Genomic DNA, 26,323 nt, shown 5'->3' with positions numbered 1-26,323 from the left:
TATCCGTTGATTTTGGGCTCATCGTGTGAAATGTTAATTTCACACGCCTTTCAGGAACTGAAAGGTTGAAAAAATAACATGAAATGAACGAGAAAATGCATTTTCTCCAATAATTTCATGTTATTTTTTCAGAATGGCCCAAAATCAACAATACTCTTTAACAGCGCTTAAAATTTAGATAAGGAAAGACCCTAAATCAGAACTATTCTTTTTTGTAGGAATGTTCCAGTCTTGTCCGCATATACCTCTAATAATGTGTGTTCAAAAAGGAGGACAAAAAGATCCGAGAAGTTCGAGAATGCGCAGTCGCCGAGAACTGGAGCGTATGGTGTTAATACGTGAAGCGCGGAAGAGCAAGCTGACGAAGAAATTCGAGAGAGATTTTTCCCGGACCTTTTGAACAACCTCTAATAATGAATTAATTTGGAGGATACTTTATATGCAAAAAGGTATGAACCCCTATTTAGTTGAGATTACGGGATTTATTTTGCTTGGCCTGGTATCTTTTTTTATTTTTTATAGTCCTGCTTTGGCTGAACAAGGACAAGGTTTGCCCGCTTCTTTACTGATATTTAACACCATATTTTTAAGTATCTTAATAGAAGCAATCCCTTTCGTTTTAATTGGTGTATTTATTGCAGGGCTAATCCAAGTCTTTATAACTGAGGAACATATACGTCGATGGATACCTAAAAATCGAGTACTCGCAGTCGTAGCGAGTTGTTTTATTGGAGCTCTTTTTCCTGCGTGTGAATGTGGGATTGTTCCAATCGTACGTCGTTTAGTAGCAAAAGGTGTTCCTATATTTGCTGGGGTTGGTTTCCTTTTAACAGGACCATTAATTAACCCAATCGTCGTTGGTTCAACCTATATGGCCTTTGGGAATGACTTGCGAATAGCTTTATTACGAATGGGATTGGGACTAGTGATTGCACTTATCATTTGCGCCGTTATTAGTGTGCTTTACAAAGGAAGTCAGTTTAAAAGGTCCCATGCTACTATGCCAATTGAAAATAGTCAAAAGCAACCTTTGTTTGAACGGTTAAAGTCGATGTGTCATCATTCAGTCGATGAATTTTTTGAGATGGGGAAATATTTAATGATTGGTGCACTATTGGCTGCTTTTATCCAAACGTATGTCTCATCAGCATCATTACTAGGACTAGGGGAAGGTATTCTTATGTCGACGGTCGTCATGATGGGACTTGCCTTTTTACTTTCCTTATGTTCGGAAGCCGATGCTTTTATCGCTGCTTCATTTCGCCATCTATTTCCGCAAACTTCATTACTAGGATTTCTGATTTATGGGCCGATGCTTGATTTGAAAAACTCTTTGATGTTACTAGCAGTATTCCGTTTTCGTTTTGTGATCGTATTAATGCTACTCATTACAGGGACAGTGTTAGGCGTATTAATGATCGTTCATCCATTTTTATAAAGGGTGGTAGAGATAATGTATTTTTATATTCATCAAGCAATTAGAGCAATCATATTATTAAGCTTTGCTGGTTTTCTTTTCAAATTGCACTACTTTGATGAGATTGCCCAATATATTAATCCTAAATATATTGAGTTTAGCCAAGTGGCATCTATTTTGTTTTTGTTTCTCTTCTTTATTCAAGTTCCACGTATTTGGAGTACTAACAAAGGAAAGGACATCCATGAAAATTGTGGTCCATGGGGATGCAATCACGACGATGCATTTTCAAATCGAGTAACGGTTCGTAACGGAGTAATTTATACGATAATATGTCTCCCTGTTGTTACAGGTCTATTATTACCTGCAAAAGCATTAGATGCTTCGATTGCTGTGAATCGCGGTGCACTCATGCAACAGCAGTCTTTGAATCAAGACATACATCACGATGATCATGAAGGGCATTTTCATTTACATACAAACCATATCGATGAAGAAATATGTTTACCTATTGAGCAGGCAGAAGCTGAGTTGTTTGAGAGCGGGAATGAGGAGCAAGTCATTGTCATGGAAAAAACGAGTTTTGCTCAGAAGTTTTATGCGATCACAGAAAATGCTGAAAATGTAAAAGGTAGAGAAATTGTCATGGATGGGTTTGTTTTAAAAGAAAAGAGTTCATCTCCTAATCAGCTGTTCATTGGGCGTTTTTTAATTACACACTGTGTTGCAGATGCGACAGTCATTGGATTTTTAGCGGAAACTGAAAAAGAAATCGCAATTTCAGAGGGAAGTTGGGTAATCTTAAAGGGGATTCTTGACGTGATCAAACATGGTAATGAAGATGTTCCAATCATACGAGTCAAGCAGTTAGATGTTATAGAAAAACCAAAAGAGCCTTATATTTATCCATAAAAAAGAGAAATGTTAATCCAGTCTATCGGTACCGGATCTGGAGTCCACTTATACTTTGTTCAAGAGACTGGATTACAACCTGAGTTAAGTTAATCCCTAAAACTGGATAAAAACTGCCTCAATAAAAACAGAGATGTAAATCATCATTTGATTTACATCTCTGTTTTTATTTTGCTATATAATAAATTCTCTTCGATAAAACTGAGCTCATCAATGATACTACTAATCCATTTTTTCATAACAGCTACTCTATGATTTCCCCTGTACCGCTAATCAATTTTAATTGATCATTCTCATAACCGACTTTATATTCTACTTTATATTTTTCAGTAACTACTTCTCCATCTTGACGTTCTTCTGCATGAATAATTGCAAAGACAGTTACTTTTTCTCCTTCTGTCCGCGTATAAATATCATCAATAATGACGGAACGAGTATTTAAGTATCCTTCTCTAAATTGCTCATAATTCGTATTTAATTGCCATGAATTTCCTAGCAATGAATAAGCATTTACGTAATCTTGTTGATCTATGCTTTCATAGAAATATTGTACGAGATAAGTCGCTATGCTTTCTATGGATGAAGCAATTTGCTCTTCATTGATCGAATATTCCATAGAAGGTAAAGAAGTCATTGGTGTTTCCGACCAACTTGTCACAAGAGGGAGAATATCGATAATTGGAATACTAAACCCAATCGTACCTACTTCGGTTGCGGCAGAATTAATCCCAATGACTTCCCCAGTTTTAATCAAAATAAGTGGTCCACCGCTATTGCCTGGTGCGATTGGTGCAGAAAATTGATAGGCATTTTCGTAATGATAATGATCAATTTCAAAGCTGCGATCAACCCCACTAATAATTCCAGTTGTGACCGTGTTTTGATAACCGAGCGGGCTCCCTAACGCGAGTACTTCATCACCTAACTCAGGAGGATAATCTTTTGCAAGTAGTAGAGGCTCAATGTCTTTTAATTCCGGCACACGGATGAGGGCGATGTCCGTGTCTGTACTCATTCCGATTACAGTTCCATCGTACTCCCTTGTGTCGGCCAACTTCACTTTTACCTCGTCTGTTCCTGCTACAACATGTGCGTTCGTGATAATATCGCCTTGATTGTTATAAATGAAACCTGAACCGACTGAGCCGGTCCTTTCAACTTCAATCATAACAACCGATTTTTGAGATTGATGAATAATCTCTTTTACACTTTTCTCGTCAGTATCTTCTCTAGACGCATCCATCTCAGTTAGTATTGAGGACTCGATATGAAGCTGAGCTGGAACCCAGTCAGAGATAAAGAAAAATGCGACAACACCAAGTACCCAAATGAGAGTAGTTGATAAGATACTAGCTAACCATTTACTGTTCATTTGTTAAACCATCCTTTAGTAAATCTGCCAAGTAATACTTTCAACAGTAACACTTAATTCTTCAAATATGCCATAGTAAGAATGACTAAAACGCCCTGTCTCTCCAGGGGCTAGTTCATATGGATAAACAGAAGTTACCGTTTCCGTTACTAGTTCTTCGTCTTCGTCAAAGATAGAGTAATGGATGTCGATTGAATAAATAGTTGTTGTTCCATTATTTATAACATCACCAAATAAATAAACGTCTCCAAACTCATCTAGTTCAATATCAATCGAAGTGATTTCCACTGCCTCGGTACGGTTTTTTAGATCTTCTTTTGCGGCTGCAACCATCGCTGCTTCAAGGCGGTTTTGTTCGGCATGTTCAAAAGCTAGTTTTTCATCATTTACTCTATCAATAAACGATAAAAGCTTTGCATCATTGATCGCATATTGAAGTCCTGTTTCTAAGGCATAGAGTGCTTTTGAAAACTCATGCTTTTGCAAATGCATTTCTGCTTTCTCGTATGAAATTTGGACAATTTTATTTAAGATTTGTTGTTTTATTTTTTCCGCTTCTTCACCGTTAAAAGAAGAAAGGCTAGATAGTTTCTGTCCTAGTTCTGCAACGGTTTCAAGTTCATTTAATTCCATTTTAGCTTCAGCTACCGTTAAGTTGACCTCGGTATTCTCCAAGCGTAATTGAATTGGTTGGAGTAAGGGAAGATAATAATTAGTCTCATGCATATGTTCTTTTAAATTCTTTATGTGTAGAGACGCCTGAATGACTTGATTTAATTGAATTAAGTCATCAATCTCATGTAACTTCTGTTCATATTGGAGGGCTAACTTAACGATATCTCGATACTGTTGAAACATCGTCATGTCTCTTAATTCAAGTGCTTCTGTTATTTTCTTTTCCGCTTGTTTATATTCACCTGAAGAAAAGTTAGATTCAATTTTCTGATTTAATGAAGCTACCCGATTATTAATTGATGCTTCATAGTAGTAATATGAAATCAGTACGATCGTAACGCAAAGGGTACTTAATATGGGAAGAAGCCATAAAGTTAGTGTTTTATTTTTTTTGCTTTGTTGTTTTTTAGGTGGGAGAGAAGAAGAGTTAGAGTTGTCTTCAGTAGTTGCACTAACTTCGTCTAGGCCTTCCATAAATGCTGTCCCACACTTCGGACAATATCTTTCGGTGTCTAAACGTTTATTCCCACACGAGTGACAAAACATGATTGTTACCAGCCTTCCTAAATAAAAATACACATAGTGACATTATAGTACAAAATACGAGTGATTCTAATAGACCAATAGTATCAACAAAAACTTAACAAAGCTTTAAAACTATTAACAAGTTATTTAGTATATATTATTAATTGGGAGGTGACAAACCTAAATTATATCCAAATTAATAAGAGAATAACGAACGATCTTCACAATTAAACATGTTTTAAGTTCCCACTATAATGAAGTAAGTCCTCAATAATTTTTTCTCCAATTTTGGGCTGTACCGCCCTTATCTCTAACCTATCCGTTGATAAAAATCATTTACTTAAAATCGTCTAAAAGAACAAAAAATAATGAGACTTCTCTGTTCATCACGTAATATTGACTATAAGAGCTGAATGATGTAACAAAAGGTCTGGTATACTAGGAAAATGAAACTAATCATTGTGGAGGCATTTGAATGGCAGATATTAAATATGAAATTGAGAAAAGTCTGGGAGTATTATCAGAAAATGCAAAAGGATGGAAAAAAGAATTGAATTTAGTTAGCTGGAATGGTCGGGAAGCAAAGTTTGACCTACGTGATTGGGATGCGAATCATGAAAAGATGGGTAAAGGACTCACTTTATCAAAGGAAGAAGTAATTGAATTAAAATCTATACTTAATCAGCTTGATGTATAAACTAAAAAGTCAATGCTGCGGGAAGTAGAGTACATTGCAAAATACCTATGTTAAAAAGTGACTGCAAACGAGATGCAATGTTTGTAAATATGCTGAGTGAGTAAAAAAATAAGCTAGTGTTTAAACAGGTGTTTACGTATCAAATAAGCACCTGTTTTTTCTATTTTATTGAGATTTGATCATTTTTCTGATAATAATATATATTAGGAAAATTAAAAGTCAGCTTGAAAGAGGTGGAAAATGGAACTTGCTGAACAGAAAGAACATATAACGGTGAAAAATGAGAGGTTACTTTATGTCGGATTATTCATTAATGTACTTATTATCGTTATGAATACAACGATGTTTAATGTAGCGATACCTGAGATTATCATTCATTTTTCACTCACCCCGTCATCAGCATCGTGGATCGTAACAAGTTATTCGGTTGTATTTGCAGTGGGAACGGTGTTGTATAGTAAGCTTTCTCAACAAAAGTCGATATCTACACTATTCACGGTTGGACTTTCCTTGTTCGGAATTGGCTCGATTGCCGGCGTTCTAGCTGTAGACTATACAGTTTTATTGTTATCAAGAGTAATTCAAGCGTCAGGTGCTTGCTGTGTTGCTGCTCTAGGTATCGTCATTATATCGAGATATATCGCTATTGAACGGCGGGGGCGGGGAATGGGCGTTGTATCTGCTGCGTCTACATTAGGATTTGGTTTAGGTCCACTTATAGGCGGCATTATTACTCAATATTTAGGTTGGTCTTTTTTATTTATCATTAGTTTAGTTGGTGTGTTGACTTTACCGATTTATTTATACAATTTACCTAAAGAGCGATCAACGGCTCAGTCCATTGATTTTTTAGGACTAATCTATTTACTAATAGGAGTCATTTCCCTCCTTATTTTTATAACGACCAGTCAGTTTATTTTGTTGCTTGGCAGCTTATTCTTTGTTATCTTCTGGCTGCATATAAAAAAGGTGAGAAATCCATTGATACCACCCGACCTTTTAGCAAATAAAGTATTTATCTCAATTGCATTGATTGGATTCTTAATTTTCTTTATTAACTTTTCTCTCTTATTTTTAAGTCCATTACTTTTAGCAAAAGTATTCAATACCTCTAGTGCGATGATTGGAATGATTATATTCCCAGGTGCCATGTTATCTGCTATTCTTGCAATCTATATCGGCAGAATGATGGATCGAGTTGGTTCTACAATGATCATTGGACTGGGGATTAGCTTTTTACTTGTTTCAACAAGTTTATTCGCTTTCTTAAGTCATTTATCTTCTATAACGGTTATCTTTTTTTACCTTATTTCCAGTATAGGATTTTCATCCATTACGATGGGTTTACCTAATTACCTTTCTAATGATCTAAGTAGTGAAAAATTCGCTTCAAGTATAGGTGTTCTCCAACTATCTCAATTTATAGGGGGAGCTTTTGGAGTTTCGGTTTCAGGAAAACTATTAGAATTTCAGGTTTTTCAGACGATAGCCATACCATTTTGGAGTAGTGGTGACCAAGCATTTGGAATAAGCTTTTTCTTTTTATGTGTTCTATCCATTGTGGCATTAAGTATTTTTAGTTTTTTAAAGAATTTAACAAAAAATACGAACAATTAATAGTTGACTCAAAGGTATTGTATGTATTATTATTCTTTGGGTGATAAAAAATAGCAACTATTATTATATTGTTCGTATATCCTCAATGATATGGTTTGAGGGTCTCTAGATGGAACCGTAAAGTCCTAACTACGAACGGGAGTGCATGATACTACCCGTTTATAGTTAGGGCTTTTTTTCGTCTAGTCGTTATCAATATTGGAGGTCTAGGTTATGGAGAAGTTTTTTAATTTGAAAGAACGCGGGACAACTGTTAAAACGGAGTTCGTTGCTGGGATTACAACCTTTTTGACGATGGTTTATATCATTGTTGTTAACCCGGCCATTTTATCAGCTGCTGGAGTGCCGTTTGATCAAGTGTTTATGGCAACGATCATTGCAGCTGTTGTTGGGACACTTTATATGGGGCTTTTTGCAAAATATCCAATAGCAATTGCGCCAGGAATGGGGATGAATGCGTATTTTGCTAGTGTCGTTGCCACACATGGTGTTTCTTACCAAGTTGTATTTGGAACCGTTTTTCTAGCAGGGATTTTATTTGTTTTACTAACATTTTCTTCATTAAGAGAAGTACTAATTCGTGCGATTCCGAATTCGCTTAAATATGGAATTACTTCAGGTATCGGGTTATTTATTGCCTTTATTGGTTTGAAAATGGCGGGTATTGTCGTACCAAGTCCAGATACAATGGTCACATTCGGTGATTTACATCAGCCTATCACACTACTATCTATTTTTGGCTTGTTTTTAACATTAATATTAATGGCAAAAAAGATAAATGGTGCCCTTTTTATTGGAATGGTGATTACGGCTATTGTTGGACTATTTACTGGAATGCTTCAATTTGAAGGTGTCGTATCTGTACCCCCTGCTCCTGTATTCTTTGATTTAGATATTGCTGGAGTGTTTACCCACGGATTGTACACAGTTGTATTTGCCTTTTTGTTAGTTACGATTTTTGATACGACAGGGACGATGATTGGAGTAGCTGATCAAGCAGGATTAATGAAGGATGGAAAATTCCCTAGAGCGAAATCGGCTTTAATGGCAGATGCGTTATCAACGACAGTAGGTTCGACGTTTGGTACGAGCCCATCAAGTGCCTATATCGAATCGTCATCAGGTGTAGCAGCAGGTGGAAGAACAGGTTTAACATCAGTGGTTGTAGCGGTTTTATTTATCCTGGCTATGTTTTTCTCGCCAGCTATTGCAGCAATCTCGTCTTTACCAGCAATAACCGCTCCTGTACTCATTATTGTAGGTTGCTTCATGATGGAGGGCTTAGCTCGTATTGATTGGAAAACATTTGACGAAGCCTTTCCGGCGTTCGCGATTATTTTAACAATGCCGCTTACATCGAGTATTGCAACTGGAATTGCGATTGGCTTCATTACGTATCCATTAATGAAATTAGTGAGTGGAAAAGGAAAAGAAGTTCATCCTATTTTATATGTGTTTGGTGTCATCTTCATTCTACAAATGATTTTCTTCCCAGCACATTAACATAGTTTGCAGAGGCGTCTAGTACAAGGCGTCTCTTTTTAATTAACATAGTTAAATAGATATTTCGCTAAAAAATAAAACTTTTTTGTAAAGTTTTATTTTTTTTTTGCCTTTATATTTGAACAATTTTTATTTATCGAATATACTGTTTGTATAACTATTGTATAACTTTTGTGTGATTAGTAGTGGAGGTGTAAAATGGCTCAAAAGCATATTGGTGTTGTTGGAGCAGGGCCAGGAGGATTGGCTGTTGCGATGTTGCTCGTTAGTCAAGGATATAAAGTAACGGTGTTTGAGAAGCAGCCTTATGTAGGAGGAAGAACATCTTCATTTCAATTAGATGATTTTACATTTGACTTAGGACCAACTTTTTTAAGTATGCCGCACATATTAGAGGAGTTGTTTGATGCGGCAGGTAAAAAGCTCGAGGATTATCTTTCTCTAGTGGAGTTAGATCCAATGTATGAACTTAGGTTTTCGGACGTCATTTTCTCACCTTCTAAAAACGTTCATGAAACGAGAAAGAAAATAGAAGAACTGTTCCCAGGCAATGGTGAGGGGTATGAACGATTTATGAAGCAATCGGATAAGAAACTGGATGCACTTATGCCACTTCTTCAAAATCGACATAGCTCTTTATTGGATTATTTTCGATTAAGGACCTTAAGAGCATTGCCGCAGCTCTCATTGGGAAGGTCTTTATACGATGTACTTGGGGACTTCTTTTCAGACGAAAAACTCAAATTAGCGTTTACATTTCAATCTAAATATTTGGGAATGTCACCGTGGGAATGTCCAGGAGCGTTTAGTATTTTATCTTATATGGAACATAAGTATGGTGTGTTCCACCCAATAGGCGGGCTGAATCAAATTCCTAAGGCAATGGCTAAAGTCATTAAAGAATATGGAGGAGAGATAGTAACAGGTGTTGGAGTAAAAAAACTATTAACGAAAGATAGAGAAATAACCGGTGTTTTGTTAGAGGATGGGGAAAAGGTACATTGTGATGATGTCATTGTGAACGCCGATTTTGCTCATGCAATGACCCATTTATTAGATGATGGATTATTAAAGTCTTACTCAAAACAACAGTTAAAGAAAAAAGATTATTCTTGTTCTACGTTTATGTTGTATTTGGGAGTAAATAAAGAATTCAAATTACCACATCATACCATTGTTTTTTCAGAGGATTACAAAAAGAATGTAGAAGAAATTACAAATTCAAAGGTTCTTTCTAACAATCCTTCTATTTATATTCAAAATGCTTGTGTTACAGATCCAACTCTTGCACCAAAAGGGAAATCTGCACTTTATATATTAGCACCAGTTCCTAATAATACGAGTTTAATTGATTGGGAGAAACACAAAAGCGAGTTTCGACAACTCGTACTAGAGCAAATTGAAAGCCGTACCGAATTTAAAGGTCTGCAAGCGAACATCGAGGTGGAAAAGATGATTACACCTCTTCAATGGGAGAAAGACCTCTTCGTCTATGAAGGTGCAACATTTAATTTATCGCACCGCTTAAAACAAATGATGTATTTCCGTCCACATAATAAATTCCAAGAGTTAAAGAATTGCTGGCTGGTAGGTGGAGGAACTCATCCTGGAAGTGGCTTGCCGACGATTTTTGAATCAGCCCGTATAACTGCAAATAGTATTTTACAAGAAAATAAAACGATGACTGTTCATCCAACCTTTGAAGAACGAACAGGAATGAGGGGTGCCCAATGAAAACAGCAATAATTGGGGGCGGCGTTGGCGGCATGATTACTGCTCTTTATTTAAGCCAGGAAGGTCATGACGTTACCATTTTTGAGAAGAAAAAAAGACTAGGTGGCCGGTTGGCGTTTGTTGAACACGAAGGCTATAAAATAGATGAGGGACCAACGATCGTTCTGTTACCAGACATGATTTTTCAAGTTTTAGATGAAGTCGGTATCTGCAGAGATGAATTAGAGATGTTACGATGTGATCCTTTATATAAAATTTCATACCCAGATGGGTTTGAATTTTATAAATGGAGTGATGTAGAGAAACAACTTGCTGAGATTAGTGAGCGCTTTCCTGGTGAAGAAGGAAACTTTCAAAAATATATCACAGATATGGAAGAAAGGTTCCACCAAGGAAAACGAGCATTTTTAGATAGACCATTTATCAATAAACGAGATTTTTGGACATTTAATAACATGTCTATACTCTGGAAGTTAAAAGCCTATCAGTCTGTTCGAAAGCAGGTAAAAAGTTACTTTGATCATCCCAAACTCCAAGATGCATTCTCGTTTCAAACTCTTTATGTCGGTGGGGCACCGTTTCGTTCACCAGCCCTTTATTCACTCATTCCGTTTAGTGAACATTTCCATGGAGTGTGGTATGTGAAGGGGGGGTATGCTAGTATTGTTTCCTTGTTTGAAAAGAAGTTAAAGGAAAATGGTGTTAAAATTTTTACCGATCATCATGTTCAATCATTAAATATGGATAATGGGAACTGTCGGAGTATCAGTGTTAATGGAGAATGTCAGTCGTTTGACTGGGTAGTAATGAATGGTGATTACCCGATGATGGAGAAGCTCCTACCATCCCGTAAGAAAAAACAATCTTATACGTCTTCTTCATCTTGTCTATTAATCTATTTAGGACTAGATCGGGTCTATGAAAATAATACGGTTCATCAATATTTTATGACAGATAACTTTGAAGAACACATGAAGGATGTGTTTAATCTTAAACGTTTACCAGAAAAACCTTCTATATATACGTTTCACCCTTCAGTCGTTGACTCAACGTTGGCACCAGAAGGAAAAGGAGTTCTATATATCCTTGTTCCTGTTCCAGCAAATGAAGACATCGATTGGAGTAACATCGACGATTATGTAGAGAAGGTAATTACCGAAGTTGAAGATAGAGGGTTTGAAGGTCTAGGAGATGCGATTGTTTGGAAAAAAGTACGTACACCAAAAGACGCACTTATAGACGGATTATATCAAGGCGGAAGCTTTGGAATTGCGCCAACTCTTAAACAATCTGGAGTATTCCGCCCACAAGTAAAAATTGCCCCATATGAGAATGTGTTTGCAGTTGGTGCAAGTGTTCATCCTGGTGGAGGGATCCCTATCGTGATGCAAGGTGCGAAATTACTGGCTGAGCACTTACTGCACGAAGAACTTGTTCGTTCTTCATGAATGAGAGGAGGAACTATAATGAAGCAAATAGAAAAAGCTTATGAATCTTGTAGAGTCATCATAGAGAGTCATTCCAAATCGTTTGCCAAAGCTTTTAATGTACTTCCGAGTGAAAAACGAAAGGCAGTTTGGGCAGTCTATGCATTTTGTCGTCGTGTCGATGATATCGTAGACAACGGGGGCACGTTAGAGGAGCTTCATGCTTTTAAGACGGAGTTTGAGATATTTTTAAAAGGAAGCTTTTCAGTAAACGATGATATGTGGATAGCTCTAAATGATGTATTTCAACGCTACTCGATGGACACTGAACCTTTTTTTGATATGATCCGTGGACAAGAAATGGATTTTGAAGTTCATGACTATCAATCACTTGAGCAAGTAGAGCAGTATTCGTATTATGTAGCTAGTTCAGTAGGATTAATGTTATTACCCATCTTAGCCCCTAGTAATAATCTACATTTAAAAAGTGGTGCAATATCGTTAGGGCTTGCGATGCAGTTAACGAACATCTTAAGAGATGTTGGTGAAGATCTAGAACGTAGTAGAGTTTATATACCAGCTGATTTAATGGAAAAACATAACTACACAAAAGAAGAACTAATCAAAGGTGAAATCAACGATAATTTTATTGGTTTATGGGAAGATATTGCAACGAGGGCAGAACAATTGTATGATATCGCATTGCCAACAATAGAAGACTATCCTATGAATGCACGGTTTCCAGTAAAAGCTGCGTTACACTTTTATCGTCACATCCTACATTCGGTTAGAAAAAATAAGTATAATTGCTTTACAACGAGAGCTTATGTTTCAGATGTAGAGAAAAGGCAACTACTAAAGCAAATAATGACGACACAAGAAGCATTAGCATAACTAACACCCCGTCAAAAGAGATGATTGACGGGGTGTTGCTTTATTTATCGTGATTAATGATCAAGTTCGCAACGTTTTGCCCACTTATAACGACCATAGGTGAACCTCCACCAGGATGAGTCGAGCCGCCAACAAAATAAAGATTAGCAATATCTCTTGAACGATTGGGTGTTCTGAAAAAAGCATCCATTTTTCGATTGGAAGCTCTCCCGTATAACGCCCCGCGGAACGCATTGTACTCTTGTTTAATCGATTGTGGAGTAATCAGCTGTTCATATTCAATGTGAGGGCGGATATTTAATCCAGCTCGAGATAACTTTTGATATATTAATTCTTTGTAGTATTCGTAATCTTCATTTGTTGTACCATCTCTTGATAAAGAAGGTGCATTGACAAGAATGAATAAATTATCGCCCTTTGGTGACATTGAAAAATCAGTATAAGAAGAGTTACATATATAAATAGAAGGATCTTTTGGTAATTGCTTCTTAACTAACAGCTCGTTAAATTCTTCTTGGTAATTTTGACTAAAATACACTTGATGATGGATCAGGTCTTTCATACGAGTGTTAAGTCCGATCAGAAGAACATACGCAGAAATGGATGGCTCCACTTTTTGTATCCTATCATTTGCAAAGCGTGGACGGTCGTTTTCATCAATAAGCTGAGGAAGTGACGCTAATAAATCTCCATTTAATATGACTTCATCAGTTTCTATGGTCTCCCCGTTTGCTAATTTAATAGAAGTTGCAACTCGATTATCTATGTTAATTTTACTAACTTCTTGATTAAGATAAATTTGAACCCCTAGTTCTCTTGCTCGTTTAGCGAGTCCTTCTGCAATCGTGGCATTTCCGCCAGATGTATAGTATACACCATCTATTAGTTCTAAATGAGCAATCATTGAAAACGTGGCGGGGGTCAAGTAGGGTGACGAACCGATGTAAGTTGCGTAACGATTAAAAGATTGAAGAACCCTAGAATCCTTAAAATAACGACGGTGAAAGTGATCTAAACTTTCAAAAGGCCTTACACTAAGGAACGCTTTGCCTAAACTTGGCGATAAATATTCAGTTAAAGAAGAAAATGTTCTAGGTAAAAAATGAGTTTGTGAGAGTTCGTATAGACGAGTCACTTCTTTTAGATACATTTTATAATGGTTTGATCCAAATACATCCATCTTATTTAGTTGTGAAATCATCAAGTCTGCATCTGTTGAGAAAGAGAACGTTGAGCCGTCTGTAAAATGATTGTTTGTATGTATATCAAGCTTTTGAAATTGAAAATAGTCTTCTGACTTCTGATCCGTTTGTTCGATAATGCCTTTGAACACGGAAGGCATAGTAATTGTATTAGGACCAAAGTCAAATGTGTATCCATCAGATTGAATACGTTTTAGTTTTCCTCCAACATGTGTATTTTTATCAAAGAGAGTGACTTCATATCCACTGAAAGCTAGAAGGTTGGCTGCTGCCAGCCCTCCCAACCCACCACCTATAATGACAACTTTTCTCATGTATAGCTACGACCTTTCCAGCGATAGCCCTTTTTTTGAACACTTAAAAAAGCAGAGTAGATTAATAGAATAATAATAACCATAGCCGAAAAGGGCATCCAAAGAAACTGCAAGTTTCGTTGTTGGGTTTTCCAATCGACAAATCCCCTGTGAACAAGCATGATCATGTAAGGGATCAAATAAAACAATTGGTTTGTTAAAATACCTAGGATTGCGAAAATAAAAGGCATGAAAAAAAATATACTATAAAAGATGATAATCAAGGAAGCGAGTGGAATAGAACGACCTAACCCAACGAAAATATTTTTGGCAAAACCATTCCAAACTTCTTTGTTTGTTTCGTACATATAACAAGACACGTCTTCGGTTAGGTTAGCGAGTAATACACGATAGCCCTTTTGTTTTACATGACGTGCTAAATGAACATCTTCGACAATGGAAGATGCTACAGAACTGTGTCCACCGACCTTATGGTAGACCTCTTTTCGAAAACACATAAAGGCCCCATGTGCAGCCGTAAAAGAAGATAATGTTGTTCGATTTGCAATAAATATTGGAAGGTGAAAAAACACAATAAAATGTTGCATAGGAACTAATATTTTACTTAATAGTGTTGAAGTTGGGAATTTAGGAAACCCCGTTAATAAGCCTGCATCATACACTTTCATAGTTGAAATGGTCTTCTCAATAATAGTTGGACTGACTTCGACATCAGCATCAAGAAATAGTAAGAATTCTCCTTTAGCAAATTCTCCAAGTTGTTTACAAGCGTGTACTTTACCTGCCCAACCTTTCAGTAGTGGGGCACCTTTAATTACTTTGAAGTTTTTATGTTTTTCTGTAAGCTCCATGAGCATTTTATACGTGTTGTCAGTGGACTGATCATCGAGAAAGATCACTTCAATTTCTTCATAAGTAAGGGAATTTAAACTTCCTACTAATCTCTTAATATTTCGCTCTTCATTTCGTAACGGAATTAAAATCGAAACAAGAGGAGGCGAGGAGTGGGCTAAGTATACATTTTGCTTTAGTTTTGGCATAAACATGGAGTTTATTATCGTCCATATCAAAAAGATGAGATGGGTAATCGCATAATAAAACATATATGTTCACCGCTTTCCTTTTTTTAAGGTAATAAAAAGTTCACTAACCGTTCGTTTCCCCGTTAATAAGACATTATACTGATTGGTTAAATGGTGAATAACGTCATGTCGTTGTTGATCAAGTTGTTTTGTGACAATCGCTTCTAACAATGTTGTTAATTGCTTTCTTGAATTCGTTTTTCCGGAGAAAACGAGGTTTCTCCCGACATGGATATATAAGTAAGGCAATTGCTGACCGCTAAACGTATAGTAATAGGTAATCGGCACCACTTGAACGGTTGGAACTTTTTCAATCAGAAAAGCAGCGCCATCTTTAAATGACAGAGGTCTCTTTTCCAAATGTTCTTCCGTTCCTTGAGGAAACATCCAAATGCCTTTGTTTTGTAATAATAGTTGTTCAGCATATCGTAAGGAGGAAACCATTGCTTTAACACTTTGAAGGTTAATAGAAAAAGCACCAAGTTTTTTAAAGAAAGGATAGGCGACTAAACCTTTTTCTTCCATCATCGCGTAGCTGTCTATAGAAAAAAGGGTCTTTGCTAAGTGAAAAGAAATCAATCCGTCCCACCATGAACTATGGTTTAACAGAAAAAGGGTTGGTTTTGCCGGGTTAATGGCTGAGTCATTACGTAACTTAATTTGGGAAAATGATTTCTTTATTAGTTTTTTATTGTATTGATAGAATAGTGCTTCAAATAACATGCTTTTTTGGGCTTCAATCATTCTTCTGTGCTCCTCTCGTCAAAAAATAGATTACGAGTAATTTAGCCATCAGGATCAATGGTAAAAATGCAGCCATCCAAAGCTTTGCAGTTAAAGCTATGACAACAAACATGATGATAATTTGTGCATAGAGTAAAACCATCCGAAATTCCCACGGTTTAATCGATTTGTTATTCCATACATGTTTTAAATGAAACAAAAGGAACAAAAAGACATGGAGAATAAAAGAAATAATAAACCAACCTACAAAATTTGAAAAAGGTACGCCATAATAGCCTCCGTCACTCATCCAAACCCAGTACTGCTTGACTTGATAAGCAACAGGATCAATTGCTAAATCCATAATGACAGCTGCTATTGCTCCGAGCAAAGGGTAGACAAGCAGAACGAGGGATCTGTATGGGATCGATTGAACGACCCCTTTTGCGATAACATGGGTTGTCGCCATTACCATGAGCCAGGCAAAGCCAATGGTAAGCGGAACATTCAAAAGGTGAACACCAAAATCAGGCTCGTAATAGTAATCTCCGAAAAATAGTCCATATTCTACACCAAGACTTTCAGCGCCAATTGTAAATACAAAGATAACGACAATTGCCGACCAACCTAATGGAGAACCATATTGAACGATGAAATATATGCCTCCAAGTATGCCTGCAAGAATTAGAAATACTGCGTTGGCCCACTCAAGCCATGGCGGTAGAAGGTCAAAAGATAATAAAATAATTCCGATCACGTACCAAAAAATAAATAACCTGTAAGTAAATTCTTCTGTCTTCATATAAACCACCTATAATCTTAAAGTTTGACGAACTAAAGCTTGAACCACAAACACATCATATTAGCATGTGGCACTCAGATCATGTTACTTGTAATTTATTATATAACTTTTGTATAACCTTTGTATATTATAAAGGTAAAAAAAAGAGATAGGTTTTTTAAACCTACCTCTTAAACGTATTATGCGGCTTGCTTTTCATTCTCAGGTTGACTTTGAATAGTTGACTTTGAAACTTTGTAATGACAATAAATAAAGAATAAAGCAATTAAGATATAGCCAATCGTAAAGTCCTGAGCGGCATTGATTGTTATAGATGGAGCATGCATTAATCCAACGAAGGAGAATAATGCTGCAACGAAAGCGAAAATCGTTGCTTTAATATAATGGCGATCGATAATAAATACAGTGATAGCTCCTAAGATAATTCCAGTGAACATTGCACCTTGTCCGAGCGGTACAATTCCTTGAGAAAGATTAGCTACGACCTCACCAGCTGCATTGTTAAAACGTGTCATAATGTAGTTGGCAAGGTAAGGTAACATAGCCACCGCAACTGCTGGATAATACTTTGGAGCATTGGACTGATAGGCTGTTGCTATCATTGATACACCGACAAATACAAGAATAGGAGCAATTGCTGAGACAGGGATAATGGACGAAATGGCTGCAATTAATCCAAACATAGCAGCAAAGAAAAACACAATTGCATTTAAGATACTATAGCCGCGACCAGCGCCCATCCACTTTGATCCTACTGTCGCGATATAAACGGTTGTTGGAAAAGGTCCGCCAAAGATAGCCCCAAGCATCGTTCCAGCTCCATCGACAGCTTGACATTCGCGCACATCATAACTGTCACCGGCAGCACTCATCGCATCGACATTATTCATTGTTTCAATCGCATTATAAATCGTAATTGGTAAAATAACTGCAAGAAGCCCAATAAAAGTCGTAAATAATAATCCAATTCCTTCAAATGGTGCTAATGTTGGCAAAATTGGATAAAAACTGATATTTGCTAAACCTTCACTAATTTTACTAGTATCAGAGTATCCAATTGTAAAGGCTAAGACTGTACCAATAATAATGGCAAATAAAGAAGAAGGAATATTGAATGGCATTGCAAGCTTACCGATAATACCTACAAGAATAATTGCTAAAACAACTAGTCCGACAACTGGCATTTGGAACGTTCTAAATAACATCTCACCAGCAATAAATGTTAGTGCTACGCCTGCAAGCGCACCGAGCATTGCGGGACGAGGAATGTTATTTCGAATCCAGTTTCCAGAAAAACTAATCATGACTTCAAGTAAACCGCTCAGAAATGCAGCAGCTAAAGCAATTTTCCAAGCAAGTTCAGGGTCTCCAGTAATCGCATTAGTTGGTAGTAAAATACCGAAAAGGAATACGGCCATCACGGGGGTGCTAATTCCATACGATAAAGCAGTTACATCTGTTCTTCCTTCTTTTTGTGCTAGTCGATTTGCTGAAAATGCGTAGTACAAGTTACCGACAATAACGGCTACTGCAGCACCGGGAATTACTTTTCCAAACACGATACTCGCTGGGAAACCTGCTGCAAGCAATGTAATTGTAATCAGAACAAAGTTTGCTAAGTTGTTTTGAAACAGTGAAAAAAATGCATCTGTATCTTCTTTTTTATACCAAGGATAGTTGACTGATTTTGTTGACATTGTATGTTCTCCCTTTTTATATGAGCACCGTTTCATCAACGAAACGAACTTCATTGTTTTTTAATGACTCGATTCTAGCTAAGGACTCTACTTTGTATCCTGCGTCTAATAGAACTTGACGCCCAGGTTGGAAGGATTTTTCAATTACTATTCCAATTCCTGAAACGGTTGCTCCTGCTTGTTCTACGATTTGAGCCAGTCCAAGCGCCGCTTGACCGTTTGCTAGGAAATCATCAATGATTAGCACTCGATCGTTTTCCTTAATAAAATCTTTTGACACTGTAATCGTATTCGTTTCCTGTTTCGTAAACGAGTAAACATCAGCCGTGTAAACATTGTCATTCATCGTCAATGACTTTTTCTTCCTTGCAAATACAAGTTCAACTCCAAGCTCTAATGCAGTTGTAAAGGCTGGAGCAATACCTGAAGATTCGATCGTTAGAACTTTTGTAATGGGCTCTTCATTTCGAAACCTCTTAACAAATTCTTTACCCATTTCTAAAGATAGGAAAGGGTTAATTTGATGGTTTAGAAAAGAGTCTACTTTTAATACCCCATCTGATAATACGATTCCTTTACTTAATATTTCTTCTTTAAGCAATTTCATTTGATGTCCTCCTCAATACTTAGCGACTTCTTAAAATAGATAAAAAACCCGAATATCAGTCCACTATGCTTCGAGTGAATACTGACATTCGGGTTATTATTTCCGTAACAAAAGCAAACCATTATTTGTAGAAAACATAGTAGGTTACGTTTTGAAGTCATATGTTCACTCGTAGTCGAATCGTTTACGGCAATTCGGTAGAAACTTTTGGGCCATATTCCCAATAATTATACGAGTTTATTTTATTTGATCTGTTGATGAAGTGATTATAGCACAATCATTTTTTATATGTAAGATGATTTTCGGAATTTAACGAACTTTTTTTGTTTTTTATCAATCTTTATTCGTGTTTTGGTTAATATTTGTAAAGTGAACGTTTGAATTGTTTGTGAATTAAAAAAATTTAATGTGTATTCTGTTGTTTTATTTCTATAAATTAGGGAACATTACAAAATGTTAGAACTAGAGTAGTAATGCTTTGACAAAATTTATATTTACGATTACTCTTAGTTGTATATACAAGTTGAGGTGATTAAATATGTTAAAAAAATTATTCGGACTAGACAAGAAAAAAGAAATACCAACTGAAGAAGCGTTACATTCTCCTATGAATGGTACATATGTAAAAGTTGAAGATGTACCAGATCCGACATTTGCCCAAAAGATGATTGGAGACGGTTTTGCAGTTGAACCTAGTAATGGGGAAGTTGTTTCACCTGTTGAAGGAGAGATTATCCAAGTCTTTCCTACAAAACATGCGATTGGTATCCGTTCATTGAGCGGGGCAGAGGTACTTATTCATATTGGGATAGAAACTGTCAATATGAAAGGTGAAGGATTCGAAGTCTTCGTAAAAGAAGGAGATAAAGTACAAGTTGGTACAAAATTAGTTGAGTTTTCTCTTGATTTAATAAAAGAAAAAGCGGCTAGTACAATTACTCCAATTGTTATAACGAATGCGGATCAATTACAATCAATGAAGCTAGAGCAAGTGAGCGAAGTGGTTGCCGGAAAGACTCCAATTGCCACCTTCTCAATGAAAGCAGAATAAACCCGATTTGATAAAAGACTAACTCGATTAATGTGAGGTGCTGTAACGACAAGCACCAAAATCATATTTGAGTTAGTCTTTTTATTTACGTACTATTTTTAGAAAACTTTAATAATTGTGACTTGGTCATAATATGTATAGGAATAAAAAGGGAGGGATGATGATTGGAAATACAAATTTAAAATTTAACTTTAGTGAAAAAGCGCTTAATTGGGTGAAAAAAGAAGGTAACGTTTTGAGTATTGACCTATTTGAAAGCGCCACCAAATGTTGTGTAGGAAGTGTTCAAGAGCTACAAGTCCGTTTGAAAGAGCCATCAAATCCTGCTCGGTATTCTTTTTACCAACACGATGGAATTCATATATTTGTTGAAAAAAGTTTAGTTTTTAAAAATAATCAACTCGATTTTCAACTATCTAAAATTCCTTTCTTTAAGGGGATTACCGTTTCAGGGTTAAAACGGTTTTAGGAGGAGTGTCTTTGAGTGTAACGATTTCCAAAAGTTATCTTGATCAGTTAATAGAGAAATATAGTCGTCATTTTAATGTATACCAAAACAAAAAGCTCGGTTGTATTCCACTTTCGTTTTATGCGGAGTACAAAAGGCGCGATGAAAAGTATTTCATGTCCAAGTCGATTCCAATTTGGGGGGTGGATAATCAGCAATATGTATTTGTGTGGGAGAAAGAAACAAAGGTGAAGAAGGATGATGTTCAAATGTTTGCGACAGAGTTATTAACGAATAGTAAATCGTATGTTCCTTCTCATAGTGAACATATGTCTTCTATTCTTGTTGGCGTTATTATAACGAACCAGCCTTTAGAAAAAGAGGTTATGAAGGAGGTGAAAAAACAACGGAAACTTAAGTTTCTTAAACTAGGTATGAATGGGTGGATCGAATGTTATGTAGGTCTCGTGCAGGTAGAACAGAGAGAAGTGTATGTCCATAGGAAAGGGAGAGAGTACATGCAGCACTTTATAGTCGACTAAAGGGGGAAAATAAGACATGAATTTACTTACACTGTTATTAATATCTGGTCTTATTCTGCTTATTGCTTATTTTACGTATGGTAGATTTCTAGAGAGACAAATGAAAGTAGACCCGAATCGAAAAACACCGGCGAATGAATTGTATGATGGTGTGGATTATGTTCCAGCGAAAAAACCGGTTTTACTTGGGCACCATTTTGCTACGATCGCGGGTGGTGGACCTATAGTGGGACCCATTACTGCTGCCTTCTTTGGTTGGTTACCTGCTGTACTTTGGATCCTTATAGGAAGTATTTTTATTGGTGGTGTTCATGACTATACATCGTTACAAGCTTCCGTTCGTCACAAGGCTAAATCAATCGGGGAAATTATACGTGAATATATTGGAAAACGAGGCCAAGTCTTATTTCTGATCTTTTCGATCGCCACATTAATATTAATTGTTGGTGTGTTTATTATACTTGTTGCGAATACGTTTGTAGCCGTACCACAAGCTGCTACAGCCTCTGTACTATTTGTCGGTGTGGCACTCGTATTTGGTTTTATTATTAATCAAATTCGTTTAAGTTTACCGATTGCAAGTATTTTAGGTGTCGTTGCCATGTTATTTAGCGTGTGGGTAGGTATTTCCTTTCCGCTCGAATTAAGTGCTGTAACATGGTCTTTTATTCTATTAATCTATGCTTATATCGCATCTATTCTCCCTGTATGGGTATTGCTACAACCTCGTGACTATTTAAATGCTTTCCTATTATATGGGATGATTGCGGGAGCAACACTTGGGATTATTCTTGCAGCACCTACGATACAACTTCCAGCTTATACTGGATTTAACCATGAAACGTTAGGTTTCCTATTCCCGATTTTATTTATTACTATCGCTTGTGGCGCCATCTCGGGGTTTCATTCGCTCGTCTCCTCAGGAACGACAGCTAAACAGTTAGATAATGAGAAGAACGGTAAGTTTATCGCTTATGGATCAATGTTGCTAGAAGCTTTTTTAGCGATTATCGCAATCGGTGCTGTTGCTTATTTAACACAAGCAGATTTTGCTGCTAGAATGGCCGAATTAGGAGGGCCAATCGGTACATTCGCAGCTGGTATTGGTTACTTTATGTCGCATTGGGGTATCGATCTAACAGTGGCTACGACATTTACAGCGCTAACTGCCTCCGCATTTTTATTAACGACATTAGACTCTGCAACACGTCTAATGAGATATGCTATTCAAGAGTTAGGTGAAGAACATATACCAGCAGTGAAAAATAACCATGTTGCTACAATTGCAGGTTTAATCGGTGCAGGTGCTTTAGCGTTGTCTGGAACATGGGAAAGAGTTTGGCCATTATTTGGTTCAGCAAACCAAATGCTTGGTGCATTAGCATTATTAGCTGTATCTGTATGGTTAATAAAAATTGGTGCAAAAGCCTATTACGTTGTCATTCCGATGTTCTTTATGTTTGTCGTAACCGTGTCAGCGCTCGGTGTGCTCATGTACAATAACTTTATATCTCAGAACTGGCTGCTGTTTGGTTCAGGCTTAGTTTTATTTATATTATGTATCTTCCTGGGAATAGAAGGTTGGCGTTCGATTGGTAAGCGAACGAAAACATCTTAGGTAGTGTTTCAGGCTCCTTTTTCAAAAAAAGGAGCCTGAATATTGAGATAACACTATACATATGTTTCTACAATTGTGTATACTTGAATAGTGAACATACTGAGCGTACGCTCAATTACAACATTTACTGCATACTTAAGTATTTTTTTAATTGAAAGCGCTGTTAAAGGCGTGTGAAATTACCGTTTCACACGCTGAACCCAGAATCAACGGATATCAACAGTATAATCTAACACAGCTTAATTGAAAAATGTAAAGTACGGAAGGGAGAGCGATCCTAATGATTAATCAAGAAGTAGTGATTATAAGCGCTGTCAGAACACCGGTTGGAAGTTTTGGAGGTAGTTTAAAAGGCGTTAAGGCAACTAAACTAGGGGCAACTGTTATTAAGGCTGCTCTAGAACGAGCAGGAGTTGCTGCAGATCAAGTAGATGAGGTTATTATGGGGAATGTCCTTCAAGCAGGTTTAGGACAAAATCCAGCAAGACAAGCAGCCATTGAAGCTGGCTTACCGCAACACACTCCTTCAATGACGATCAATAAAGTGTGTGGATCAGGTCTAAAAGCCGTTCATTTAGCAACACAAGCAATTCTTTCTGGCGATGCGGATGTAGTTATTGCCGGTGGTATGGAAAATATGAGCCAGTCTCCTTATTTATCAATGGGAGCAAGAGATGGGTTTAGAATGGGTGACCAAAAGCTGATTGATAGCATGGTCCATGATGGCTTAACGTGTGCTTTCAATGATTATCATATGGGTGTTACAGCAGAAAATTTATGTGATAAGTACGAATTGACACGTGAAGAACAAGATGAGTTTGCAGCTTGGAGCCAAGAAAAAGCAGCTAAAGCTATTGCAGAAGGTAAATTCAAGGATGAAATCGTTTCTGTTGAAATACCACAACGCAAAGGCGATCCAATTGTATTTGATACAGATGAGTATGTAAAAGCGGGTACAACGGCTGAAAAGCTAGCTAAACTTCGCCCGGCATTCAAAAAGGATGGAAGTGTTACAGCTGGTAATGCATCCGGACTAAATGATGGTGCTGCAGCTGTAATCGTTATGAGCCGTAAAAAAGCCGAAGAACTAGGTGTAACTCCATTGGCGGTTATTCGTGGAAACGCAAGTGCAGCAGTGGATCCAAGTATTATGGGAATCGGTCCAGTGCCTGCAACGAAAAAAGCATTAGAAAAAGCAGGTCTAAGCTTATCTGATGTAAACTTAATCGAAGCAAATGAAGCTTTTGCAGCGCAAGCATTAGCTGTAGGTCGTGAGTTAGAATTCTCTAAAGAAATTCTAAACGTAAATGGTGGTGCGATTGCATTAGGGCATCCAATTGGGGCAAGTGGTGCCCGTATTCTTGTATCACTACTTCATGAATTAAAACGTCGCGACGGCCAATACGGACTTGCTACATTATGTATCGGTGGCGGTCAAGGTGTAGCCACAGTCGTTGAAAAAGCATAATAATAAAAGGTAAAAGCGTAATAGACTTGTGGTCTATTACGCTTTTAATTTATAAGTTAGTTCTAATTTTAAGAAAGCACATATATCATTTCTCAACTATTATTTATAAATATTTATGCATATCCATAAGGTTAAAGGAATAATAAAAACTAACTGAAAATTTCGAACGTTACATAGTCTTTTGCGCGTTGATGTGTTATACTTTATTGCAATAATCTGATAAATTTTAAATTTGATTTGAGTATTTTAGTAGAGAGTAATGCTAGGAGAGTGGGGAGTATAAAATGAGTAGCCAAAATGTGTTCTTATATGACACAACACTTAGAGATGGCACACAAGGTGAGGGAGTAAGTCTTTCTGTCGATGACAAATTAAAGATTGCTAAGAAGCTAGATGAATTGGGGATTCACTACATAGAGGGTGGTTGGCCTGGTAGTAATCCAAAGGATATGAATTTCTTTAAAAAAGTGAAAGATCTAGAGCTAGAGAATGCCAAGATTACAGCGTTTGGAAGCACCCGTCGTATGGGAGTTACGGCAGATCAAGATCAAAACTTACAACGCATTTTAGAAAGTGGTGTATGTTCTGTTGCAATCTTTGGAAAGACATGGGACTTTCAAGTCACTCACGCATTGCAAACGACGCTAGAAGAGAATTTGGACATGATTTACGATTCAGTAAAGTTTCTAAAAGAGAATGGGTTGGAGGTCATTTTTGATGCGGAGCATTTTTTTGATGGTTATAAGAGGAATGCTGACTACGCCATTCAAGCGATAAAAAAGGCAGAAGCAGCTGGTGCTGACTGTGTAGCACTTTGTGATACGAATGGAGGTTCTCTTCCTCATGAAGTGATTTCAATCGTAGAACACGTCGTAAAAGAACTATCGATTCAAGTGGGTATCCATTGTCATAATGATGGAGAATTAGCCGTTGCAAACACAGTCGCTGCAGTTCAAGCGGGGGCAACTCATGTGCAAGGTACAATTAATGGCTACGGTGAGCGGTGTGGAAATGTAAACCTTATTTCGGTTATTCCTAATTTACAGCTAAAGATGGGGTATTCCTGTATTGAACCACATCAGTTGGTAAACCTGACATCGGTCTCAAAGTATGTGCATGAAATTGCAAACCAGATCCCACCGAGTAACCAGCCTTTTGTTGGAAAAAGTGCTTTTGCTCATAAAGGTGGTATGCATGTTAGTGCTGTATTAAAACATCCTGAAACGTATGAACATATTGAGCCAGAAGCTATTGGTAATAAAAGAAGAGTACTAGTTTCTGAACTATCCGGACAAAGTAATGTTCTTTTTAAAGCGAAAGAATGGAATCTAGATTTAGATAAAAATAATCCTGCAACTAAGCAAATTATAGAACAAATCAAAGAGTTAGAGCTTAATGGTTACCAGTATGAAGCAGCTGAAGCCTCCTTTGAGCTAGTTGTTAAAAAAGGACTTGGTGAACATCTAGAGTTTTTTAAACTCGATCATTTTAAAATTTTTATTGAAAACAATGCAGATCAATCCTTTACAACCGAAGCAGTCGTTAAGTTAGTTGTAAACAACCAAGAAGTATTAACCGCTGCAGAAGGAAATGGTCCTGTAAACGCGCTCGACCATGCCTTACGAAAAGCGCTTGAACAATTTTATCCTTGTATTAATAAGATGTACTTATCAGACTATAAAGTTCGTGTCTTAGATGAAACAGATGCTACAGCATCTCGGGTACGAGTTCTTATTGAGTCTTCAGATGGGACCGAGAAGTGGAGCACGATTGGTGTCTCGGGTAATATCATTAAAGCGAGTTGGTATGCATTAGTCGATAGCGTTCAATATTTCTTGGTGAAACAAGAGGATCAGTTAGAAGTAGTTAACCAACCTAAAACAGAATCTACCATTGGTGTTAGTAACCATTAATCATTGCTACTACTATATAAACCTGATAAAATATAAATTATCATAATATTATGTTATTATCATCACTTAAGATTTAAAGGAGA

22 protein-coding genes and 2 riboswitches are annotated in these 26,323 nt (G+C 36.9%); of the genes, 14 read left to right on the top strand and 8 right to left on the bottom strand.

Annotated features, from left to right (window positions below):
• Positions 1 to 439 precede the first annotated feature (439 nt).
• Together ACNSTQ_RS16745 and ACNSTQ_RS16740 are read left to right on the top strand one after the other, a co-directional pair.
• Positions 440 to 1,438 (top strand): permease, encoded by a 999-nt coding sequence (locus ACNSTQ_RS16745; RefSeq protein WP_418200963.1) that lies wholly within the window; start codon positions 440 to 442, stop codon positions 1,436 to 1,438.
• Between the two features lie 15 nt (positions 1,439 to 1,453).
• Positions 1,454 to 2,329 carry a TIGR03943 family putative permease subunit gene (locus tag ACNSTQ_RS16740; protein WP_418200962.1) on the top strand — a complete coding sequence of 292 codons (876 nt, stop codon included), beginning with the start codon at positions 1,454 to 1,456 and terminating at the stop codon, positions 2,327 to 2,329.
• A gap of 244 nt (positions 2,330 to 2,573) precedes the next feature.
• On the opposite strand, the gene ACNSTQ_RS16735 is transcribed toward ACNSTQ_RS16740, so the two are convergent.
• Together ACNSTQ_RS16735 and ACNSTQ_RS16730 are read right to left on the bottom strand one after the other, a co-directional pair.
• Positions 2,574 to 3,701, bottom strand: coding sequence for a S1C family serine protease (locus ACNSTQ_RS16735; protein WP_418200961.1), 1,128 nt, complete (start codon positions 3,699 to 3,701; stop codon positions 2,574 to 2,576).
• A 15-nt stretch (positions 3,702 to 3,716) separates the two neighbouring features.
• Entirely contained in the window at positions 3,717 to 4,922 is a 1,206-nt protein-coding gene (locus ACNSTQ_RS16730) for a zinc-ribbon domain-containing protein (RefSeq protein ID WP_418200960.1), read from the bottom strand.
• A 454-nt stretch (positions 4,923 to 5,376) separates the two neighbouring features.
• On the opposite strand from ACNSTQ_RS16730, the gene ACNSTQ_RS16725 reads away from it, so the two are divergent.
• The 6 genes from ACNSTQ_RS16725 (at position 5,377) to ACNSTQ_RS16700 (ending at position 12,773) form a co-directional block, all read left to right on the top strand.
• The gene (locus ACNSTQ_RS16725; protein ID WP_418200959.1) at positions 5,377 to 5,598 is read left to right on the top strand and encodes a YdbC family protein; all 222 of its coding nucleotides are present in this window, start codon (positions 5,377 to 5,379) and stop codon (positions 5,596 to 5,598) included.
• Positions 5,599 to 5,838: 240 nt separating this feature from the next.
• Positions 5,839 to 7,215 (top strand): MFS transporter, encoded by a 1,377-nt coding sequence (locus tag ACNSTQ_RS16720; protein ID WP_418200958.1) that lies wholly within the window; start codon positions 5,839 to 5,841, stop codon positions 7,213 to 7,215.
• 52 nt (positions 7,216 to 7,267) lie between these two features.
• Positions 7,268 to 7,367, top strand: a riboswitch (purine riboswitch).
• A 61-nt stretch (positions 7,368 to 7,428) separates the two neighbouring features.
• On the top strand, positions 7,429 to 8,718 hold the full coding sequence (locus ACNSTQ_RS16715) for an NCS2 family permease (protein ID WP_418200957.1): 1,290 nt from the start codon (positions 7,429 to 7,431) through the stop codon (positions 8,716 to 8,718).
• Positions 8,719 to 8,916: 198 nt separating this feature from the next.
• A complete protein-coding gene (locus tag ACNSTQ_RS16710; RefSeq protein ID WP_418200956.1) occupies positions 8,917 to 10,452 on the top strand; it encodes a phytoene desaturase family protein in 1,536 nt (511 codons plus the stop codon).
• On the top strand, positions 10,449 to 11,900 hold the full coding sequence (locus ACNSTQ_RS16705) for a phytoene desaturase family protein (protein WP_418200955.1): 1,452 nt from the start codon (positions 10,449 to 10,451) through the stop codon (positions 11,898 to 11,900). Before ACNSTQ_RS16710 ends, ACNSTQ_RS16705 begins: the two co-directional genes overlap by 4 nt.
• 18 nt (positions 11,901 to 11,918) lie before the next feature.
• Positions 11,919 to 12,773 carry a phytoene/squalene synthase family protein gene (locus ACNSTQ_RS16700; protein ID WP_418200954.1) on the top strand — a complete coding sequence of 285 codons (855 nt, stop codon included), beginning with the start codon at positions 11,919 to 11,921 and terminating at the stop codon, positions 12,771 to 12,773.
• A gap of 40 nt (positions 12,774 to 12,813) precedes the next feature.
• Here the strand turns inward: ACNSTQ_RS16700 and ACNSTQ_RS16695 are convergent, their stop codons facing one another.
• From ACNSTQ_RS16695 to ACNSTQ_RS16670, 6 genes are all read right to left on the bottom strand, one after another.
• Positions 12,814 to 14,289: a phytoene desaturase family protein gene (locus ACNSTQ_RS16695; RefSeq protein ID WP_418200953.1), complete on the bottom strand. Its 1,476-nt coding sequence runs from the start codon at positions 14,287 to 14,289 to the stop codon at positions 12,814 to 12,816.
• Positions 14,286 to 15,335 carry a glycosyltransferase gene (locus ACNSTQ_RS16690; RefSeq protein ID WP_418200952.1) on the bottom strand — a complete coding sequence of 350 codons (1,050 nt, stop codon included), beginning with the start codon at positions 15,333 to 15,335 and terminating at the stop codon, positions 14,286 to 14,288. The genes ACNSTQ_RS16695 and ACNSTQ_RS16690 overlap by 4 nt, the downstream gene beginning before the upstream one ends.
• A gap of 63 nt (positions 15,336 to 15,398) precedes the next feature.
• Positions 15,399 to 16,115, bottom strand: coding sequence for a lysophospholipid acyltransferase family protein (locus ACNSTQ_RS16685; RefSeq protein ID WP_418200951.1), 717 nt, complete (start codon positions 16,113 to 16,115; stop codon positions 15,399 to 15,401).
• Complete coding sequence (locus ACNSTQ_RS16680) at positions 16,108 to 16,896, bottom strand: carotenoid biosynthesis protein (protein ID WP_418200950.1); 789 nt, start codon at positions 16,894 to 16,896, stop codon at positions 16,108 to 16,110. The genes ACNSTQ_RS16685 and ACNSTQ_RS16680 overlap by 8 nt, the downstream gene beginning before the upstream one ends.
• Positions 16,897 to 17,075: 179 nt before the next feature.
• Positions 17,076 to 18,593 carry an NCS2 family permease gene (locus ACNSTQ_RS16675; RefSeq protein ID WP_418200949.1) on the bottom strand — a complete coding sequence of 506 codons (1,518 nt, stop codon included), beginning with the start codon at positions 18,591 to 18,593 and terminating at the stop codon, positions 17,076 to 17,078.
• Between the two features lie 16 nt (positions 18,594 to 18,609).
• On the bottom strand, positions 18,610 to 19,200 hold the full coding sequence (locus tag ACNSTQ_RS16670; protein WP_418200948.1) for a xanthine phosphoribosyltransferase: 591 nt from the start codon (positions 19,198 to 19,200) through the stop codon (positions 18,610 to 18,612).
• Positions 19,201 to 19,352: 152 nt separating this feature from the next.
• A riboswitch (purine riboswitch) is annotated at positions 19,353 to 19,455 on the bottom strand.
• A 283-nt stretch (positions 19,456 to 19,738) separates the two neighbouring features.
• On the opposite strand from ACNSTQ_RS16670, the gene ACNSTQ_RS16665 reads away from it, so the two are divergent.
• From ACNSTQ_RS16665 to cimA, 6 genes are all read left to right on the top strand, one after another.
• Entirely contained in the window at positions 19,739 to 20,251 is a 513-nt protein-coding gene (locus ACNSTQ_RS16665) for a PTS sugar transporter subunit IIA (RefSeq protein WP_418200947.1), read from the top strand.
• A 160-nt stretch (positions 20,252 to 20,411) separates the two neighbouring features.
• On the top strand, positions 20,412 to 20,720 hold the full coding sequence (locus ACNSTQ_RS16660) for a CC/Se motif family (seleno)protein (protein WP_418200946.1): 309 nt from the start codon (positions 20,412 to 20,414) through the stop codon (positions 20,718 to 20,720).
• 11 nt (positions 20,721 to 20,731) lie between these two features.
• Positions 20,732 to 21,241 (top strand): hypothetical protein, encoded by a 510-nt coding sequence (locus ACNSTQ_RS16655; protein WP_418200945.1) that lies wholly within the window; start codon positions 20,732 to 20,734, stop codon positions 21,239 to 21,241.
• 16 nt (positions 21,242 to 21,257) lie between these two features.
• Complete coding sequence (locus ACNSTQ_RS16650; RefSeq protein WP_418200944.1) at positions 21,258 to 22,859, top strand: carbon starvation protein A; 1,602 nt, start codon at positions 21,258 to 21,260, stop codon at positions 22,857 to 22,859.
• Between the two features lie 280 nt (positions 22,860 to 23,139).
• On the top strand, positions 23,140 to 24,327 hold the full coding sequence (locus ACNSTQ_RS16645) for an acetyl-CoA C-acetyltransferase (RefSeq protein WP_418200943.1): 1,188 nt from the start codon (positions 23,140 to 23,142) through the stop codon (positions 24,325 to 24,327).
• 284 nt (positions 24,328 to 24,611) lie between these two features.
• On the top strand, positions 24,612 to 26,240 hold the full coding sequence (gene cimA, locus ACNSTQ_RS16640; protein WP_418200942.1) for a citramalate synthase: 1,629 nt from the start codon (positions 24,612 to 24,614) through the stop codon (positions 26,238 to 26,240).
• Positions 26,241 to 26,323: the final 83 nt, after the last annotated feature.

Source organism: Alkalihalobacterium sp. APHAB7, from assembly GCF_048323755.1.
GTDB lineage: Bacteria > Bacillota > Bacilli > Bacillales > Bacillaceae_F > Alkalihalobacterium.
This window is presented reverse-complemented; position numbering and strand designations above follow the sequence as displayed.

What these genes read in the sequence shown, in the direction of transcription:
- ACNSTQ_RS16745 (WP_418200963.1), top strand. Translation starts at nt 440, where the DNA reads ATGCAAAAAGGTATGAACCCCTATTTAGTTGAGATTACGGGATTTATT.
- ACNSTQ_RS16740 (WP_418200962.1), top strand. Translation starts at nt 1,454, where the DNA reads ATGTATTTTTATATTCATCAAGCAATTAGAGCAATCATATTATTAAGC.
- ACNSTQ_RS16735 (WP_418200961.1), bottom strand. Translation starts at nt 3,701, where the DNA reads ATGAACAGTAAATGGTTAGCTAGTATCTTATCAACTACTCTCATTTGG.
- ACNSTQ_RS16730 (WP_418200960.1), bottom strand. Translation starts at nt 4,922, where the DNA reads ATGTTTTGTCACTCGTGTGGGAATAAACGTTTAGACACCGAAAGATAT.
- ACNSTQ_RS16725 (WP_418200959.1), top strand. Translation starts at nt 5,377, where the DNA reads ATGGCAGATATTAAATATGAAATTGAGAAAAGTCTGGGAGTATTATCA.
- ACNSTQ_RS16720 (WP_418200958.1), top strand. Translation starts at nt 5,839, where the DNA reads ATGGAACTTGCTGAACAGAAAGAACATATAACGGTGAAAAATGAGAGG.
- ACNSTQ_RS16715 (WP_418200957.1), top strand. Translation starts at nt 7,429, where the DNA reads ATGGAGAAGTTTTTTAATTTGAAAGAACGCGGGACAACTGTTAAAACG.
- ACNSTQ_RS16710 (WP_418200956.1), top strand. Translation starts at nt 8,917, where the DNA reads ATGGCTCAAAAGCATATTGGTGTTGTTGGAGCAGGGCCAGGAGGATTG.
- ACNSTQ_RS16705 (WP_418200955.1), top strand. Translation starts at nt 10,449, where the DNA reads ATGAAAACAGCAATAATTGGGGGCGGCGTTGGCGGCATGATTACTGCT.
- ACNSTQ_RS16700 (WP_418200954.1), top strand. Translation starts at nt 11,919, where the DNA reads ATGAAGCAAATAGAAAAAGCTTATGAATCTTGTAGAGTCATCATAGAG.
- ACNSTQ_RS16695 (WP_418200953.1), bottom strand. Translation starts at nt 14,289, where the DNA reads ATGAGAAAAGTTGTCATTATAGGTGGTGGGTTGGGAGGGCTGGCAGCA.
- ACNSTQ_RS16690 (WP_418200952.1), bottom strand. Translation starts at nt 15,335, where the DNA reads ATGTTTATGCCAAAACTAAAGCAAAATGTATACTTAGCCCACTCCTCG.
- ACNSTQ_RS16685 (WP_418200951.1), bottom strand. Translation starts at nt 16,115, where the DNA reads ATGATTGAAGCCCAAAAAAGCATGTTATTTGAAGCACTATTCTATCAA.
- ACNSTQ_RS16680 (WP_418200950.1), bottom strand. Translation starts at nt 16,896, where the DNA reads ATGAAGACAGAAGAATTTACTTACAGGTTATTTATTTTTTGGTACGTG.
- ACNSTQ_RS16675 (WP_418200949.1), bottom strand. Translation starts at nt 18,593, where the DNA reads ATGTCAACAAAATCAGTCAACTATCCTTGGTATAAAAAAGAAGATACA.
- ACNSTQ_RS16670 (WP_418200948.1), bottom strand. Translation starts at nt 19,200, where the DNA reads ATGAAATTGCTTAAAGAAGAAATATTAAGTAAAGGAATCGTATTATCA.
- ACNSTQ_RS16665 (WP_418200947.1), top strand. Translation starts at nt 19,739, where the DNA reads ATGTTAAAAAAATTATTCGGACTAGACAAGAAAAAAGAAATACCAACT.
- ACNSTQ_RS16660 (WP_418200946.1), top strand. Translation starts at nt 20,412, where the DNA reads ATGATTGGAAATACAAATTTAAAATTTAACTTTAGTGAAAAAGCGCTT.
- ACNSTQ_RS16650 (WP_418200944.1), top strand. Translation starts at nt 21,258, where the DNA reads ATGAATTTACTTACACTGTTATTAATATCTGGTCTTATTCTGCTTATT.
- ACNSTQ_RS16645 (WP_418200943.1), top strand. Translation starts at nt 23,140, where the DNA reads ATGATTAATCAAGAAGTAGTGATTATAAGCGCTGTCAGAACACCGGTT.
- cimA (WP_418200942.1), top strand. Translation starts at nt 24,612, where the DNA reads ATGAGTAGCCAAAATGTGTTCTTATATGACACAACACTTAGAGATGGC.